The following is a 16,222-nucleotide window of genomic DNA, read 5'->3' as shown; positions in this document are numbered from 1 at the left end:
AACCGCTGTCAGCGTTGTGCTGGCGGCGGTTTTTTACTTTGGTCAGTTATTATGTGCTATTAATTTGGGAACCGTTGAGCTAAAGGATGTAGTAATAGTGTTCCGGTACTTTCGGCATTAACCCATGGGCTGCCGAAGATGCGCAATATCTGGTACCGCTGTAGATAAATCAGTTAAAACAGCTCAGTTTAAATATCGGGCAACTTTACCAATGTAGGATAGGGGCGTTGGATAGAATGACTGTTCAATTTGAGACTGAAAAGCGTGCTGTATAGAACTATACCTTGTGGGGAATGCCGGTTTGTTCCCAGTTTTCAGGAACTTTGCCCTGTAAAACATAAGAATATGCGATAAGTTCAGCAATAGTAAAATAAAGCGCCTCTGGAATATCCTGACCTAAATCAAGCTGGTTCAGTACTTCCATCAATGCTGGATCTTCGTGAATCAGTACGCCGTTATCTTCAGCCAGGGCGAGAATTTGTTCTGCAATATCACCATGACCTTTTGCTATCACTTTTGGTGCGGTGCGCTTGTCGCCTGCATTATATTTAAGACCGACAGCTGAGCGAAATGACTTCTTCATGCAGTTACCTCGAAAACCTGATAGGGAGAATGCTGTAAACTTTCCGGAACCTTACCTTGCTGAGCATGCGCGGACTCCACAACCAGTCCAGAGGCAGAAAGACGATTTATTAGCATAGGCAGGGTTTGCTCAATCTTATCCAATAGCATAGGCGTTGAAGCATACAGATTTAAATTAATGGTCTCGTTAGAAATTTTTGTTTTCGCCAGAACTTCTCCACTTTCACCGGCTTCAAGTTTCATCGTCAATGACCAGGTTTTTGCCGCCCGTGCACCTTCAGTCTCATTATTATCTTCTTCGGCTTCTCGTTTAATGAGGACCTCGGGAGGCTTGGTGCAATACTCACTGCGAAATGGCAGACAAAAATACAATTGCTCATTTCCCTGGCTACGGCTCTCAATGTTGCTAAGAAATACAGATTGGTGATTAGCCAGTAATGTTTTCAGCGGATTCAGTAAGCCAGCTTGCCTGTCCACAGATGCGAGCTCATTGGTAAATCTCATCGGTGTGGCGGCTGTACCGGAGATCCTTTTCGGTTTACTCGATTGACTCAACAGCTGAGAATAAGCTGCTGCCGACGTATTTCCGGGTGAATGTGATGTACGGCCAGACAGCACCAATTGAAAAAGTGACACCAGAGCACTGTTAAAACTATTTGTCGGCGCAGGCTGGCTGATGAGTGATGGCGATACAGGTTGCAGCACACTTTGTGCAAAGCGGCTTATTTGGTCCGGGCTGGGTACAGTATGTTTTGGGTTATCCGGCGCGCTAGTGCTTTTTGTATGTTCAGCCTCTTCTTTTTTTACCTGTGCTTCGCTGTTCGAAAAGCTGAGCTGTTCAACAATACGCTTTATTTCGGGTTGGCTTTGACTTGAGGGCGAGGCACTGCGAAGTATTGTCAAAAGCTCTTTTAATGCCTGATTGGTCGAACCGGTATGCTGCAGTAGTTTCTGCGCAAGCCCTTTGATGTTTCCGATGTCAGATAAGTGTTGGGTGCTCTTCACCGTTTGCGTTGGCGATGGGGTTGAAATTCGAACCTGAAATTCAGGTAGCTGAAGTTTAGAAAGCACGCCTTTATTGGGAGACTTATCAACTAAACTAGCAAGATTTGCCGGCAACTGGATTCGGGCGGTCGGTTTTAACTGCTCTATAGTAACAAGCGTTTCGTTTATGCCGGTCTTTATCAGTAACGATGACGCGTTATGGATATTTTCCGGTACCGGGATTTTCATCGCCTCAAGCAGTGGCAAAGGCGCTCTGGATAACTGAACACCCGTCGTCAGGTTTTGTTGGATAAGCGCGGCTGATAAAAGCGACTGATTCTGTCGGGAAAGTTTTATCGGTACGGGTGAACCTGAAGGGGCTGCTAGTGTCAATCCCTGGCCGTTTTCCCGTAATGTTACCTGCACCTCTTTATGCCCGGTTACGGTAGCGTTTAACGCGGGTGGCAGAGGAATGTCCACGGCACCATTACGCAGCGTCAGACGAAAAGCACCATCATTCCCTCTCACTACTGAAGCCGGAGCACTCAGAGGGTTTGCCAGCACGGGGAGGCTATACTTCACGAGGGCAGTGAACGCTTTAGAGCTTAACGCGCCTTTTGGTGCTGGCGCAGAAACAGAGGCTGATAATGTTTCGAGAATAACCGCTGTTTGAGCGCTATCCCGGGCAAGGCGTACTTTCCCCTCAGGCAAGCGTAGGGATGCATCTTTAACCGGCATAACGGTGAGAGTTTGACCGGATAACGTCAGTTGAATCTTTCCATCTGTCATCGACAGATTCGCCTGCGTAATTTCACCGGATCGGACGCGAGGCAGCGCCTGTGCCGAACCGGCAGACAAGGCTTGTGAAACAGAATGAAGTAACGAAGCTGAAATCATACTGAGGTTATCGGCAACAAAAACAAATGTGTGAATATTTGCTGACATTTCCCTGAACAGGGGGCAGATTTTAAACGTTTTCAGATGTTTCGGTTATGGTAGACTGACTGATATTGTTAGCTAAGTAGCGAAAACGGAACATTTCTTTGGCAGAGTTGGTCGCATCGCAGCTGTCCTGCACTAAACGCGATAAGGTGTTATTTGAGTCACTGTCTCTAAAACTGTCACCCGGACAGTTAGTGCATTTGCGTGGCCCCAATGGCGCGGGCAAAACCAGTTTGCTAAGAATTCTGGCAGGTTTGAGTCAGCCTGATAGCGGCTCGGTTCAGTGGAATGAACAGCCTTTATTTGGTGAGTTTGAACGCCGGCTGATTTATCTGGGGCATAAAGCGGGGTTAAGCGCAGGCTTAAGTGCGATAGAGAATCTGTCATTCTGGTGCGCGCAGCATCAGGTTAAAGCCTCTGAAGCAAAACTTTTTACTACTTTGGAAGCGCTGGGGCTTGTTGGTCTGGAAGAGATTCCTGTGCAGTTGTTGTCGGCCGGACAGCAGCGCCGTGTTGCTTTGGCACGGTTGTGGCTCAAAGATGCAGATGTATGGATTCTTGATGAACCATTCACTGCACTGGACGTTGAAGGTATATCACTCATTCAGACTCGGTTTGCAGGTTTTATCAATCAGGGCGGCGCAGCGATTGTTACATCGCATCAGCCCCTGATGCTAAGTAATATTCCGGTCAGTTATATTGAGCTGGAGTTGCAATCGTGAGCGCATTATATACCGGCGTGTTCAAACGCGATCTGGCTTTGGCGTTTCGCCAAAAGGGTGAGTTGCTGCAACCTGTTATTTTTCTGCTCATTGTAGTGTGTCTTTTTCCCATTGGCGTGGGGCCAGGCCCTGAGATACTGCAGAGGATCAGTCCGGGCGTTATCTGGATTGCGGCCATTCTGTCGGGCCTGCTGGGTATGGAGCGCCTTTTTAAAGATGATTATCACGATGGTACGCTGGAGCAATTGATACTCAGCGGGCTGCCGCTTTCCGGGATTGCACTAAGCAAAGTACTTACACACTGGCTGGTGAGCTTTCTGCCAATTATCTGCCTGTCTCCCGTCTTGGCTATGTTTTTAAACATGTCGTTGCCTATGTATAAGGCGCTCATCATTACATTATTATTAGGAACGCCGCTACTTTCGCTCATCGGCGCGATAGCGACGGCCCTGACAGTAGGCCTTCAGCGAGGTAGTTTACTTGTATCGCTGCTACTATTGCCTGTGTTCATACCGCTGTTGATTTTTGCCACCTCTGCGGTAGAGTCAGCAGCTATGCAGTTATCTTACGCCCCTCAGGTGGCAATCATATCTGCAATGACGTGTCTGGCGTTAGCCAGTGCACCGTTTGCTATCTCATATGCCTTGAAAGTGAGTCAACACTGATGTGGAAGTGGTTACACCCTTACGCAAAGACAGAAAAAGTGTATGCACTGTGCAATACCTTACAGCCCTGGTTTGCGGTGTCCGCCATCGTACTTCTGATGACTGGCAGTGTGTGGGGCTTGCTCTACGCGCCTGCAGATTATCAGCAGGGCGACTCATTCAGAATTATCTACTTTCATGTTCCCGCAGCGATGCTTTCGATGAGCACTTATATTGCAATGGCAATGGCTGCGCTGGTCGGGATCGTATGGCAATGGCGAACGGCATTTATGGCAATGATGGCGATGGCCCCAGTGGGCGCTGTGATGACTTTTATCGCCCTGTTTACAGGTGCGGCATGGGGTAAGCCGATGTGGGGAGCCTGGTGGGTATGGGATGCCAGGCTGACATCGGAACTTATTCTGTTATTTTTGTATTGTGGTGTAATAGCCCTGTACTCGGCTTTTGACGATAAGCAGCAAGCCGGGAAAGCGGCTGGAGTGATGGCGCTGGTGGGGGTAGTTAACGTTCCCATCATCCATTTTTCCGTTGAATGGTGGAATACATTGCACCAGGGAGCCACGATTACCAAATTTGATAAGCCGTCCATCGCCTCAGAAATGCTCTGGCCGCTGCTGATTAATATACTCGGGTTCGTGTGCTTTATTGGTTGGGTGACGGTACTCAGGCTTAAAAATGAAATTCTGAAAAGAGAATCTGCACGCCCGTGGGTGATTTCCATCATCAAAAGCGAGTCGGGGGATTCACATGCAGTTTGATTCGCTTGATGAGTTTTTCGGTATGGGGGGCTATGGCTTTTATGTCTGGCTGTCTATCGGGGTTTGTTTTGCCTGTATGTTTTTGCTTGTTGTGGCTAGTAAAATTGAGAAGCGCAGACTGCTGGATGTGATCAGAAAAGAGTCGGCACGCAGAGAAAGAATGCGTAAAGCAAAACAGGCCAGACAAGCGCGGGCGGGATAATACGGAACGACTATGAATCCTCGAAGAAAACAACGGCTGGTGGTGGTTAGCGGGATTATCGTCCTCATAGGCGCTGCCATCTCACTTATGCTTTATGCGCTAAATGATAATATCGATTTATTCTATACACCTTCTGAAATCATCGAAGGAAAAAAAGGGCAGACACCTCAGGTTGGTCAGCGACTTCGTATAGGGGGCATGGTGGTACCCGGTACAGTAGACAGAAACAGTCAGACGCTGCAGGTTGCATTTGACCTGGTCGATACCGGCCCGGCAGTGACGGTCTTATACAATGGCATTTTGCCGGATTTGTTTCGGGAAGGGCAGGGGATTGTAGCAACGGGTACGCTAATCGATCCCACTACAATAGAGGCACATGAAGTGCTGGCCAAACACGATGAGGAATATATGCCTCCAGAGCTGGCGGAGAAAATGAAAGGGATAAAGCATGTGAAACCTGATGCCGGAGATTCGCAGTGATACCAGAGTTGGGTAATATCGCGCTTACGCTGGCTCTGGTTAGCGCCATACTTCTGGCGGTGTACCCATTGTGGGGAGCGCAGACTAATCAGTCGGGGCTGATTGCCACAGCCCGCCCCCTTGCATTCGGAATGTTTACCTTTACGGTTATTGCTTTCTTCTGTTTGTCTTACGCATTTGCCACTGACGACTTTTCGTTAAGTTACGTTGCGCAGCACTCTAACACCCGGCTACCCATGCATTATAAGTTAACGGCGGTCTGGGGCGGACATGAAGGCTCATTTCTTCTTTGGGTGTTGATGCTGTCACTGTGGACTGTCGCCGTAGCCGCCTTTAGTGGAAGCATTCCTCAGGACATGGTTGCCCGGGTATTATCGGTACTTGGAATGGTTGCTGTTGGCTTTTATCTTTTCATGTTGCTTACATCAAACCCGTTCAACAGCATGCTTCCGTTTGTACCCGTAGACGGCCGTGACCTTAATCCGCTTTTGCAGGATTTCGGTATGATTATTCATCCGCCCATGCTGTATATGGGCTACGTGGGCTTTTCTGTTGCCTTTGCGTTTGCTGGTGCAGCGCTTATTGCAGGTAAACTGGATTCTACGTGGGCACGCTGGTCCCGCCCCTGGGTACTGGCGGCCTGGTGCTTTCTCACCGTAGGGATCTGTCTGGGCAGCTGGTGGGCTTATTACGAATTGGGCTGGGGCGGTTGGTGGTTCTGGGACCCAGTAGAAAACGCATCATTTATGCCCTGGCTGGTAGGCACTGCACTTATGCACTCGCTGGCGGTGACGGAAAAACGCAAAGTGTTCAAGTCCTGGACCGTTCTACTGGCGATAGGCGCGTTTTCGCTTAGCCTGTTGGGCACGTTCCTGGTTCGCTCAGGGGTTATTGTCTCCGTTCATTCCTTTGCCAGTGATCCCACAAGAGGCTTATTCATATTAGGCATCCTAATAGTCCTGGCTGGTGGGGCGCTTTTATTATTTGCACTCAGAGCATCTTCACTGGGCAGCGCGGGACGTTATCAGGCAGTCTCCAGAGAAGTGATGCTCATGGGTAACAACATCATCCTGTGCGCCGCCACCCTGGTTGTTTTGTTGGGCACACTACTTCCACTGGTGCATAAAGAACTGGGGTTAGGCTCTATCTCCATCGGCGCGCCATTTTTTAATAAGATGTTTGTTTATCTGATTGTTCCCTTCGTACTTTTGCTTAGCATAGGACCATTGTCGCGCTGGAAAAACCAACCGGTTTCTGCTTTATACCGTCAGATACTGATTGCGCTGGGGATAAGCCTTTGCGCAGCACTACTTATATTTTTCTCTTATTCACAACAGGCCTATATGGCTGTGCTGGGTATGACCCTCTCGTTCTGGGTCCTTATTGCATCAATAATGGAGGTGACACAGCGACTTGGTGCGATGGACGCGGGAAAAGGCGTGCTGGCGCGTCTGAAGTTGCTAACCCGCAGCCATTGGGGAATGATTCTGGGTCATGTCGGGTTTGCGGTGACCCTGATAGGCATTACGCTGGTGTCTAACTACGAGCAGGAACGTGATGTACGTATGCTCCCCGGCGAGCAGCTAACCCTGGGCGGCTACACCTTTGAATTTAAGGGTATCGAAAAATTGCAGGGGCCTAATTATGAGGCTGATGCCGGCCAATTTGTCGTTTATGAAAACGGTGAGGTTTTGACCCGTCTCTCGCCCGAGAAACGCATTTATACCGTACAGCGGATGCCGATGACAGAAGCAGCAATTCATTCAACATTAACAAGAGACTTGTTTATTGCTTTGGGGGAGCCTCTGGATGATGGGGCCTGGGCAGTCAGGGTTTATATAAAACCGTTTGTAGTCTGGATTTGGGGCGGTGGTGCGATAATGGCGCTGGGGGGACTCTGTGCTATGAGCGATAGGCGCTATCGGATGTCCGCGCTGGCTAAATTCAGAGGCAAAGCTGATGATGCTACATTACAGGAGAACCGTGCATGAAAAAATCCTGGCTTGTGATTGTCCCCGTCATATTGTTTATTCTGGTGGCTGCCTTTTTATATAGCGGCCTTTCCTCCGACCCGCGTCAACTGGATTCTCAGATAACCGGGCGGCCTTTTCCTGAATTTTCGCTTCCTGACTTAATGGAGCCCGACAAAAACTATACCCAAGCAGCACTCGAGGGCGAGGTGACAATAATCAATGTCTGGGGAGTGTGGTGCGTGACATGTGCCGTAGAGATGCCGTACCTTACCCATCTGAAAGAAACGCAGGGCGTGCGTTTTCTCGGGCTGTATTTTGACCAGGATCTGGACCCTGATAACGGGACCAAAACACTCAACCGTGTGCAGCAGGAAGTCACGGACCTGCTAAGTCGATACGGGAACCCTTACGCATTCAATATTTTTGATGTATATCGTGATACGTCACTGGATCTTGGTGTAACAGGCGCACCTGAACATTTTGTGATTGACCGGGAAGGTGTGGTTCGAATGCATCATGTGGGTGATATCAATGAAAGGGTCTGGGAGAATAAGATAGGTCCGATGTACCATAGGCTTTCTGGCCAGAATGCTCAGAGCTCAGAGGGGGCAGGCAGGTGATCAGGCTCTGGATAATTGCGCTGATATTCGTCTCCTCCATGAGTTTGGCGGCGCAAAACAGTTATGAGTTTGACAGCGAAGCACAGCGAGAATCGTTTAACCGGCTTACGGCTGTTTTGCGTTGCCCTATGTGTCAGAACCAGAACATCGCCGATTCAGACGCGATGATCGCGCACGACATGCGCCGCAAAGTGCATCAGTTACTCCAAAAGGGTAAAACTGAAGCAGAAATTATTGCCTATATGAAGGCGCGTTATGGTGACTTTGTGTACTATGAGCCGCCTGTGACCTTAGGTACGATTTGGTTGTGGCTAATACCGCTTATTTTTATCGCCTGTGCCTCTATTATTGTGGTAAAACGGCGCAAACCACAGGTTTCCCCGGATATGGCAGAGAAGCTCGCCAGGGCGGATGAAATTTTAAAACAGGATAAATCATGACCTGGTCCGTATTTCATCTGTTAACCGCCGCGATGATTACTTTTTTGATAACATTAGTAGTGTTGCCAATTTTGTGGCAGCGCGCTGCCAGGCGTAAGTCACAAGCGACCAATATTGCTCTTATTCGCCAACGTCTTAGCGAATTATCAGATGAAGCCGAGCAGGGGCTTATTACAGAGCATGATCAGCGTCAGGCCAGCGATGAGCTGAAACTGGCCTTGGTCGACGAGCACACGACCGAAGACCAAAAAAATACAAACTTACGTTACTCACTGGCATTGTTTGTGGCATTTGGGGCTATTGCGATAGGTTTATACGTTTATAGTAATGTGAATCAGCTCACAGGCCTACAGCGTCAACAGGAGGCTGTAGCTGCGCTTCCAGCCCTGTCTGAAAAACTGACTAACGGTAATGCTGCTGAATTTAGCACCGACGATGTGCAAAAGCTTGCTATTGCTATTCGGCAGCGTTTGCGAGAGTCGCCAGACGATGCGCAAGGCTGGATGTTTCTGGGCAGACTGAACATGTCGCTCGGTAAACAGGCTGAAGCGTTGAATGCGCTTGAGAAAGCATTCGCAATCAGTCAGGATCCACAGGTAGCGACCAGTTATGTTCAGGCTTTATTAGCGACTGAAGAGCGAACTCGTATCGCGCAGGCGCAAACCGTGTTGTCAACGCTGATGGAGACCTCACCTGAGAATACCAATTATGCGCTTATGATGGCGGTTGCCTCAGCGCAACTGGGTGATTTAAGTGAAACCGAGCGCGCTTTTTCCAGGGTAAAAGATTTACTTCCCGTGGATAATCCGCTCAGGCAGGATTTACAGTCCAGAATAGCGCAGATGAAAGGCACCGATGAGGACAGGGCAGCAGTTGGTGAAGGTAACGCTACTGAGGTTGAGCTTACTATTAGTTTGGGTGATAACGTCAGCTCGCAGGCGCTCCCTTCGCAGGGGTATCTGGTGGTATTTGCCCAAAGTGCAACGAGTGAAAACCGGATGCCAGCTGCGGTCGTAAAACTGCCATTGTCCGGGTTTCCGGTAACGGTGACCTTGTCCGATAGCGATGCAATGGTTGCTGGATATTCATTGGGCACATTGTCTGAAGCCCGGCTGATTGCCCGTATTTCTGCGGATGAGGATGTAACCGCTGAAGCAGGTGATTGGCAGGGTAGTATTCAAATTCCGCTTCGACAGGGACAGTCCGTCCAACACACATTAACAATTGATAAGGAATTGTAGTGAGAACAATAAAACATGCCATGGTTATCGGCCTTCTCATGGTCTCCGGCATTATCTCAGGCTGTGCCTCAAACGGCGCCAGCGAACAGGCGCAGGACGCCGATCCGGCAAATATTTCGGATCCGCGGGATCCGTTGGAAAGTGTTAACAGGCTAACCTGGACCTTTAACTGGGAATACCTGGACAATTATCTGATTCGACCGGTCACGGTAGGCTATGTCGCCGTTATGCCCCAATTCATACGTACGGGCCTGGTAAACGCTACCAACAACCTTGAAGAGCCTGCAAACTTCATGAACAACATGCTTCAGGGCGACCTGAACGAGGGTATGGATAGTCTGGGCCGCTTCTTTATTAACAGCACTGTGGGGTTACTTGGCACCATAGATGTTGCAACCAAAATGGGTATAGAGAGACAGCGCGAAAGTTTTGGTGAAACGCTGGCTGTGTGGGGCATAGATACCGGACCTTATCTTATGTTGCCCGTACTGGGACCGTCTGACCCGCGCACTTTCGGTGGCCGTGTAGCTGATGGTTATACCTATCCGAACACTATTCTGAATACCAACTTTAATATCGCAACGATTGTAATTTCTCTGTTAGAAGGCCGAGCTGCACTTCTTGATCAGGAGCAGCAGTTGGAGCAATCTTTCGACCAATACTCGTTTGTTAAAAACGCTTATTTCCAGAATCTGAAATTCAGAGTGACAGATGGTGAAGTGGGTACCGATCAAATGGATGCTGAAGAGCAGGAAGAAAACTTTGATGATTTTGAGTCACTGCTGGGCGATGGTGATAATTAATACCACGCCAGTGACCCATTGAGTAAAGTAAAACTTTATAAAGTAAAAAGCCCGGTGAAACCGGGCTTTATTGCTATTTTAACTTTAAGCTCTTGCTACGCCTTATAGCCCTGCGGGTTAGCCGACTGCCATTTCCAGACATCGTTGCACATATCCTCTAAACCTTTCTCAGCATGCCAGTTCAGCTCTTTTGCCGCCTTAGTAGGATCTGCATAGCACGCTGCCACATCGCCCTCACGGCGAGGGGCAATTTTATAGTCGACGGTTTTTTCTGACGCTTTCTCAAAGGCCTTGATCATCTCCAGTACAGAGTAACCCTGACCGGTGCCAAGATTATAAATATCTAGCCCCATATTGAGTTCAATGCGATCCAGTGCTTTTAAATGGCCATTGGCCAAATCAACCACGTGAATATAGTCGCGAACGCCTGTGCCGTCTTTCGTATCATAATCATCACCAAAGACACTGAGCTGCTCAAGCTTTCCGGTAGCCACCTGGGAGATATAGGGCATCAGATTGTTCGGAATGCCGTTCGGATCTTCGCCAATCTTTCCGGACTCGTGTGCACCTACAGGATTAAAGTAACGAAGCAAAACAATATTCCACGCTGCATCTGACTGATATAAATCGGTCAGAACATGCTCTACCATTAATTTAGACATGCCGTAAGGGTTGGTAGGATGCCCGGTAGACATATCTTCTTTTAATGGAAGCGTGGCAGGGTCGCCGTAGACAGTCGCTGAAGAGCTGAAGACCAGATTCTTAACATTGTGCTGGCGCATCGCTTTACATAGCGTCAACGTACCGTAGACGTTGTTTTCATAGTAATCAAGAGGCTTTTGTACTGACTCACCAACCGCTTTTAGTCCCGCAAAGTGAATAACTGCGTCGATATCATGCTGACTAAACAGGTCATTAAGCAGGTCACCATCGCGAATATCACCCTGAATAAAAGTCAGCGACTTGCCAGTGAGACTTTCGACACGCTTCAATGACTCAGCACTTGAATTTGCAAGGTTATCCAGAACAACAACGTTAAAGCCGTTTTCCAGTAGTTGCAGCGACGTATGACTACCGATATAACCGGCGCCGCCGGTAACCAGAATGGTGTTCATCTTTACTCCTTAGGGGATGACGTATTATCAGGCAATTTAATGTATTTAGCGCTTAGTGAGTACTGAAGCGGCTTAACCACTATGGGATACAGTAAAAATACCAGAAAAGCCCACACCAATGATGTCCAGTCTGTGGCAGTGCGCAATATAAATACAAACACCGGCACTATAACTAAAAGCTTAAGCACGTTTAGAAGTGTTTTCTCGGGGACGCTCATTCGCTTTCCAGCATCCTCAAGGAGAGTCATACGCTGTTTAAGGCTCATCTTGCTTAAGCCCGGGATATTCTTGGTGAAAAAATAAAGCTTCATGGCTCACCTTTTTAGCAAAAAGCCGTCACAAATGTGACGGCTTAACAATGTTGAGTAATTTTAATTATCAGTCAATAAACCGATAATTATTAGCCTTGCTGTGAAACAGGGTGAGGCTCATCTTCATGTCTTTTGTCTGCCAGTGCTTCCCAGTGACGGGTTTTAAGTGACAGCAATAACACCACGATACCAATAGCGATGCTGAAAAGACTAATTTGCATATACAGATCGGGCATCGTATCCAGGCGATCAGGATTGAAGTTACCTGCAAGCAAGCCGGCAATTACGTTACCGATAGAATAAGTTAATACGAAGACACCCATCATCTGGCCCGCAAATCGTTTTGGAGACAATTTACTAACAGCACTAAGTGCCACAGGGCTCAGGCAAAGCTCTCCAACAGTGTGCAGGAAGTACGTCATAATTAACCAATAAGGCGCGACTTTTAAGCCACTGGCAGCAAGCTGAGCCGCGAAAAACATTACGATAAAGCCGGTTGCCATAATGATCAGACCCACAGCGCATTTTGCGCCATAAGAAGGATCCAGCATACGTTTACCCAGATTTACCCATAGCGCAGCAAAGAAGGGCGACAGGATGATAATAAAGATTGAGTTAGCTGACTGGAACCATGCGGGTGGAATTGAAAATGCACCAATCATCCGGTCAGTATAGTCACGCCCGAACAGGTTAAGCGATGAGCCAGCCTGTTCGAAACCGGCCCAGAAGCACGCGGAGGCAACACAAATTAAAAATAGTGCGCCCATACGTTTTTTCTCAGCTTCATTTAAGTTGCCGAAAAAGAAAATACCGCCGAAATAAACCAGAAAAATAACCGTAAAGGCGACGGCAACATATTTAGCCAATTCAACAGGATCAATAACCAGTACGCCCATTGTGGTTGCGGCAGTTACGCCGACCAGCACCGCCAGGAATACACCAATACCCGTCCAGCCGGCCTTGTGGACCTTTGGAGTAAGGGCAGTGGCTGGCTCGTCGCCATTACCTGCTAAACGGTTTTGGGTCACCTTGTATTGAACAAGACCGATTGCCATGCCTACCGCGGCGGCACCAAATGCCCAGTGATAACCCATATTAGGGGCCAGCCAGCCACATACACCATAGCCGATGAGTGAGCCGAGATTGATACCCATATAATAGATAGTAAAACCACCATCGCGACGGGCGTCATTGTCAGAATAAAGACCGCCAACCATCGCACTTATATTAGGTTTTAAAAGACCTGTACCCAGGACGACCAGAATGAGGCCTATGAAAAAGGTGCTATGGCTTGGAATAGCCAGCACAATGTGGCCACACATGATGATGATGCCGCCATACCAGACTGCACGCTGACTACCAATCAGGCGGTCGGCTATCCATCCGCCGGGTAAGCCCATAAAGTAAACGGCGCCGGTATACAGCCCGTAGATCGCGGTGGCCGAAGCGACCGTAAATGCCAGACCTTCTTCTTGCAGTGAAGCCGTCATAAAAAGAACCAGAAGCGCGCGCATACCGTAGTAGCTCATGCGCTCCCACATTTCAGTGAAAAATAGCGTCTGTAGCCCCCCTGGATGGCCAAAGAAGCGCGTATCGTTTGTTGATTTTGTTGTCACAATGAGATTCCGTATTATTGTATTTATAAGTTCGAAAACGAAACGTAAAGCGCTTTGCGCGGATTACGTGACCTGAATGTTCTCAAAAGTACCGTCGTTATACTAAAGGCTGAACCGATACACAAGTTAAGACGGGGTGAAAAGCCTCCTCACACTCGCTGAGTAGCGTGAGGATTGGTTGACACCTTTTAGTCTACAACTTAAAGCTCTCTTATTGTGGCTACCACAATGCGCCCGATGCCATAGATGAGAAAAAGAATAACGCCAAACAGCGTCAGATTATAAACAACCTTGGGATATTGGTTCGCATCAGGCTGGGTTGGGTTTTCAATTGTTACAAGATGTTGAATTTTCTCGTAAGCTTTTACCCGAGTACTCTCCAGCGTCATCAGTGAGGACGAGTACGCCTGTATAGCAAGCTGAAGCTGGATTTGCAGATTACTGTACTGAGCCATTAGCTCAGTCATTGAAATATCACTGTTCTCATCAACTGCCGCTTTATTTAAATCACTTTTTTGCTGACTGACGGCATCCTGTAGCGCAGAAATCTGGCGCTTAAGATTTTTCATTTCTGGTGCCAGTTCACTCATCATTCCTGACAGTGTACGTAATTCTGCCTGTTTCTGCGCCAGTGTTGCTTCTAAAGAAAAGGCGATTTGCTGAGATGCTGCGCCTTCTGCAGTAGGGTCGAGTACATTGTATTGCGACTGAAAAGACAGCAGTTCCTGTTTAGCATTCTGTAGCTTCTCTTCAACCACATCATGTTCATTTTTGGCAAATGTCAGCTTGGATTTCGCTAAATCATTATTGATCTGGTTTATAAATTTTTCGGCATGTTCAATGATGGCACGATTCAGGGTATGGGCGTATTCACGATTAAACGCCTGAGTTTTAAGCGTGATAACGGCAGACTCTGAGTCTACCGATACATCGATATGATCGAGGTAGTACTGAAACATATCTTCTTTAGTACTACCGAGCGCCAGCTTACTGAAAAAATCCGCCTCGTCTGAATTGTATTGTTCAATAAGACTGTGTTCTTCAACGAGGTAATCAAACATATCCCGGGATAATATAAACGATTCCACCAGAATGCTGTCGGTAGACAATGGCGCATCTGTCACGGTAGACATCAACATAGAGGTCGGATCAAATGAGTTGCCACCGTCCGAGGTCTTGATAATCAGCTGGCTTTGACTTTCGTAGCGTGGCGCTGCGAGTAACACCAGATATAGTGCATATATTACCCAGGCAGCAAAAAATAGTTTCGCAACATTTTGCGTAATCATCTTAAGTTTTTTTTGTGATTTCTTAAGCACGAATCAGTTACCTTTGTTTGGGGGCTGGGTTGGTGTAAGCATCAATACCTGCCTCGAGGTCATCGTAATAACGAAGTTTGCCGTCATCAATGAGAACTGCTGAATTACAGTATTCTCTGATTTGATCAAGCTCATGGCTGACCATAATGACACCACTAGTCTGACTTTTTTCCTTCAGAGTCGCTTTGGCTTTTTTCCTGAATAGCGGGTCGCCGACAGAGGTAGCCTCATCAATCAGATAAACATCGAAATCAATATTCATGCAGCAGGCAAAAACGAGTTTTGCACGCATGCCCGATGAGTATGTCTTAACTGGCAGGTCAAACTTTTTTCCAAGTTCTGCAAATTCCTGAACATAGCGCTCGTATTTACCTAATGAACGTACATTATTAATTCTTCCGATGAACCGCGTATTTTCCCGCCCAGTCATCTGAGGATGAATACCGGTCTGCAGTGCTACCGGCCATGACATGGAACGATTAGTGATAATGCGCCCACGATCCGGGTACTCACTTTTTGCCAGCAAGCGAAACAATGTCGATTTACCAGCGCCGTTTTTACCCAGGATCGCGACATTTTTTTCGGTGGGAAATGAAAAGCTCAGATTCTTAAAGATATACTGAGGTCCGAGGCGACTTGGGTAGCTTTTAGTGAGCTTCTCAATTTTAATCATCGAGCAAGCACCTTCTTCCATGTCAGGTGATAGAGCGCTAGCCCGAAAAAAAGCAGCACGAGGGTAACGGATGTTACAAATCCGATGCTAACACCAGCATTTCCGTAGGAGGTAAACGCAGAGTAGCGCGTCAACTCGATAAAATGCACCATCGGATTCCAGGTCAGATACGGCCAGTATTTTTCGGGCACATCTTGCAAACTAAAAAATACACAGGAAATAAAAAACAAAGGACGCTGAATGAACATTTTTATCTTATCTATTTCAGGAAGATAAGTGGCAGCGATACCGAAAATCAGAGCAACCGCGCCACTGAAAGCCCATAGCAACGCAAAAAGATAGATACATAACAGTGGGTTATCAACCCTTATATCGATATCGATAAGATAAAGCGTCAGGATTAGCAATATTAAGGCACCGACTTTTATCAAGAACTCGGTGACCAGTGCTGTAATGACAGCTGATATAGGTTGCACCTGTCGAAATGCGAATAGAGGCTTGTTCTTCTTTATTGCTCCTGCAACAGGTCCTAGTGATGTGAGAAATGACTGGATATAAAGCATGCCTATCAGCATAAAAAATAAGATAGGCATAGAGTGAACCGTCGAGCCGGATATCAGGCTTCGCGCGTATGACAAAGCGAAAATAAACAGGAAAGGCTGGAAAAAAGCCCAGCCTAAGCCAAGTTTATCATTAAATTTGCTTTGCAGTTCGCGCAAAAACAACGCGAAAATGACGCGTCGCCACGCTAACAGCTGTTCTTTAAAGGTGATCAT

The 16,222-nt window shown here is 47.6% G+C and carries 18 protein-coding genes; 10 read left to right on the top strand and 8 right to left on the bottom strand.

The features are described 5' to 3' along the window. Window positions 1–277: 277 nt before the first annotated feature. Both FBQ74_RS13165 and fliK read right to left on the bottom strand, forming a co-directional pair. Window positions 278–583 (bottom strand): EscU/YscU/HrcU family type III secretion system export apparatus switch protein, encoded by a 306-nt coding sequence (locus FBQ74_RS13165; protein WP_139757101.1) that lies wholly within the window; start codon window positions 581–583, stop codon window positions 278–280. Next, on the bottom strand, window positions 580–2,511 hold the full coding sequence (gene fliK / locus FBQ74_RS13160; protein ID WP_139757100.1) for a flagellar hook-length control protein FliK: 1,932 nt from the start codon (window positions 2,509–2,511) through the stop codon (window positions 580–582). The genes FBQ74_RS13165 and fliK overlap by 4 nt, the downstream gene beginning before the upstream one ends. A 98-nt stretch (window positions 2,512–2,609) precedes the next feature. Between fliK and ccmA the strand changes: the two genes are divergently transcribed. From ccmA to FBQ74_RS13110, 10 genes are read left to right on the top strand one after another with little or no spacing between them, the layout of a single operon-like run. Then, the gene (gene ccmA / locus FBQ74_RS13155) at window positions 2,610–3,230 is read left to right on the top strand and encodes a cytochrome c biogenesis heme-transporting ATPase CcmA (RefSeq protein ID WP_139757099.1); all 621 of its coding nucleotides are present in this window, start codon (window positions 2,610–2,612) and stop codon (window positions 3,228–3,230) included. Then, the gene (ccmB, locus tag FBQ74_RS13150; RefSeq protein ID WP_139757098.1) at window positions 3,227–3,895 is read left to right on the top strand and encodes a heme exporter protein CcmB; all 669 of its coding nucleotides are present in this window, start codon (window positions 3,227–3,229) and stop codon (window positions 3,893–3,895) included. Before ccmA ends, ccmB begins: the two co-directional genes overlap by 4 nt. Further along, window positions 3,895–4,653: a heme ABC transporter permease gene (locus FBQ74_RS13145; protein ID WP_139757097.1), complete on the top strand. Its 759-nt coding sequence runs from the start codon at window positions 3,895–3,897 to the stop codon at window positions 4,651–4,653. The genes ccmB and FBQ74_RS13145 overlap by 1 nt, the downstream gene beginning before the upstream one ends. Further along, a complete protein-coding gene (ccmD, locus tag FBQ74_RS13140; RefSeq protein WP_139757096.1) occupies window positions 4,643–4,855 on the top strand; it encodes a heme exporter protein CcmD in 213 nt (70 codons plus the stop codon). The genes FBQ74_RS13145 and ccmD overlap by 11 nt, the downstream gene beginning before the upstream one ends. 12 nt (window positions 4,856–4,867) lie before the next feature. Next, window positions 4,868–5,335 carry a cytochrome c maturation protein CcmE gene (ccmE, locus tag FBQ74_RS13135; protein ID WP_139757095.1) on the top strand — a complete coding sequence of 156 codons (468 nt, stop codon included), beginning with the start codon at window positions 4,868–4,870 and terminating at the stop codon, window positions 5,333–5,335. After that, entirely contained in the window at window positions 5,332–7,326 is a 1,995-nt protein-coding gene (locus FBQ74_RS13130; protein WP_139757094.1) for a heme lyase CcmF/NrfE family subunit, read from the top strand. Before ccmE ends, FBQ74_RS13130 begins: the two co-directional genes overlap by 4 nt. Then, window positions 7,323–7,928, top strand: coding sequence for a redoxin family protein (locus tag FBQ74_RS13125; RefSeq protein ID WP_139757093.1), 606 nt, complete (start codon window positions 7,323–7,325; stop codon window positions 7,926–7,928). The genes FBQ74_RS13130 and FBQ74_RS13125 overlap by 4 nt, the downstream gene beginning before the upstream one ends. Further along, window positions 7,925–8,368, top strand: coding sequence for a cytochrome c-type biogenesis protein (locus FBQ74_RS13120; RefSeq protein WP_139757092.1), 444 nt, complete (start codon window positions 7,925–7,927; stop codon window positions 8,366–8,368). The genes FBQ74_RS13125 and FBQ74_RS13120 overlap by 4 nt, the downstream gene beginning before the upstream one ends. Continuing rightward, window positions 8,365–9,609, top strand: a complete 1,245-nt coding sequence (ccmI, locus tag FBQ74_RS13115) for a c-type cytochrome biogenesis protein CcmI (RefSeq protein ID WP_139757091.1) — start codon at window positions 8,365–8,367, stop codon at window positions 9,607–9,609. Before FBQ74_RS13120 ends, ccmI begins: the two co-directional genes overlap by 4 nt. Further along, complete coding sequence (locus FBQ74_RS13110) at window positions 9,609–10,412, top strand: MlaA family lipoprotein (protein WP_232371920.1); 804 nt, start codon at window positions 9,609–9,611, stop codon at window positions 10,410–10,412. Before ccmI ends, FBQ74_RS13110 begins: the two co-directional genes overlap by 1 nt. A gap of 95 nt (window positions 10,413–10,507) precedes the next feature. On the opposite strand, the gene galE is transcribed toward FBQ74_RS13110, so the two are convergent. From galE to FBQ74_RS13080, 6 genes are all read right to left on the bottom strand, one after another. Then, the gene (gene galE, locus FBQ74_RS13105; protein WP_139757090.1) at window positions 10,508–11,527 is read right to left on the bottom strand and encodes a UDP-glucose 4-epimerase GalE; all 1,020 of its coding nucleotides are present in this window, start codon (window positions 11,525–11,527) and stop codon (window positions 10,508–10,510) included. 2 nt (window positions 11,528–11,529) lie between these two features. After that, window positions 11,530–11,838 (bottom strand): DUF6170 family protein, encoded by a 309-nt coding sequence (locus FBQ74_RS13100; RefSeq protein WP_139757089.1) that lies wholly within the window; start codon window positions 11,836–11,838, stop codon window positions 11,530–11,532. 89 nt (window positions 11,839–11,927) lie between these two features. After that, window positions 11,928–13,454, bottom strand: a complete 1,527-nt coding sequence (locus FBQ74_RS13095; RefSeq protein ID WP_139757088.1) for a peptide MFS transporter — start codon at window positions 13,452–13,454, stop codon at window positions 11,928–11,930. A gap of 200 nt (window positions 13,455–13,654) precedes the next feature. Further along, window positions 13,655–14,773, bottom strand: a complete 1,119-nt coding sequence (locus tag FBQ74_RS13090) for a capsule biosynthesis protein (protein WP_232371919.1) — start codon at window positions 14,771–14,773, stop codon at window positions 13,655–13,657. A gap of 7 nt (window positions 14,774–14,780) precedes the next feature. Next, the gene (locus tag FBQ74_RS13085; RefSeq protein WP_139757087.1) at window positions 14,781–15,446 is read right to left on the bottom strand and encodes an ABC transporter ATP-binding protein; all 666 of its coding nucleotides are present in this window, start codon (window positions 15,444–15,446) and stop codon (window positions 14,781–14,783) included. Next, a complete protein-coding gene (locus FBQ74_RS13080; protein WP_139757086.1) occupies window positions 15,443–16,222 on the bottom strand; it encodes an ABC transporter permease in 780 nt (259 codons plus the stop codon). Before FBQ74_RS13080 ends, FBQ74_RS13085 begins: the two co-directional genes overlap by 4 nt.

The sequence above is a fragment of the Salinimonas iocasae genome (assembly GCF_006228385.1).
In the GTDB taxonomy this organism is placed as follows: Bacteria; Pseudomonadota; Gammaproteobacteria; order Enterobacterales; family Alteromonadaceae; genus Alteromonas; species Alteromonas iocasae.
The sequence above is the reverse complement of the archived record's forward strand: the minus strand, read 5'-3'. Positions and strand labels throughout refer to the sequence as shown.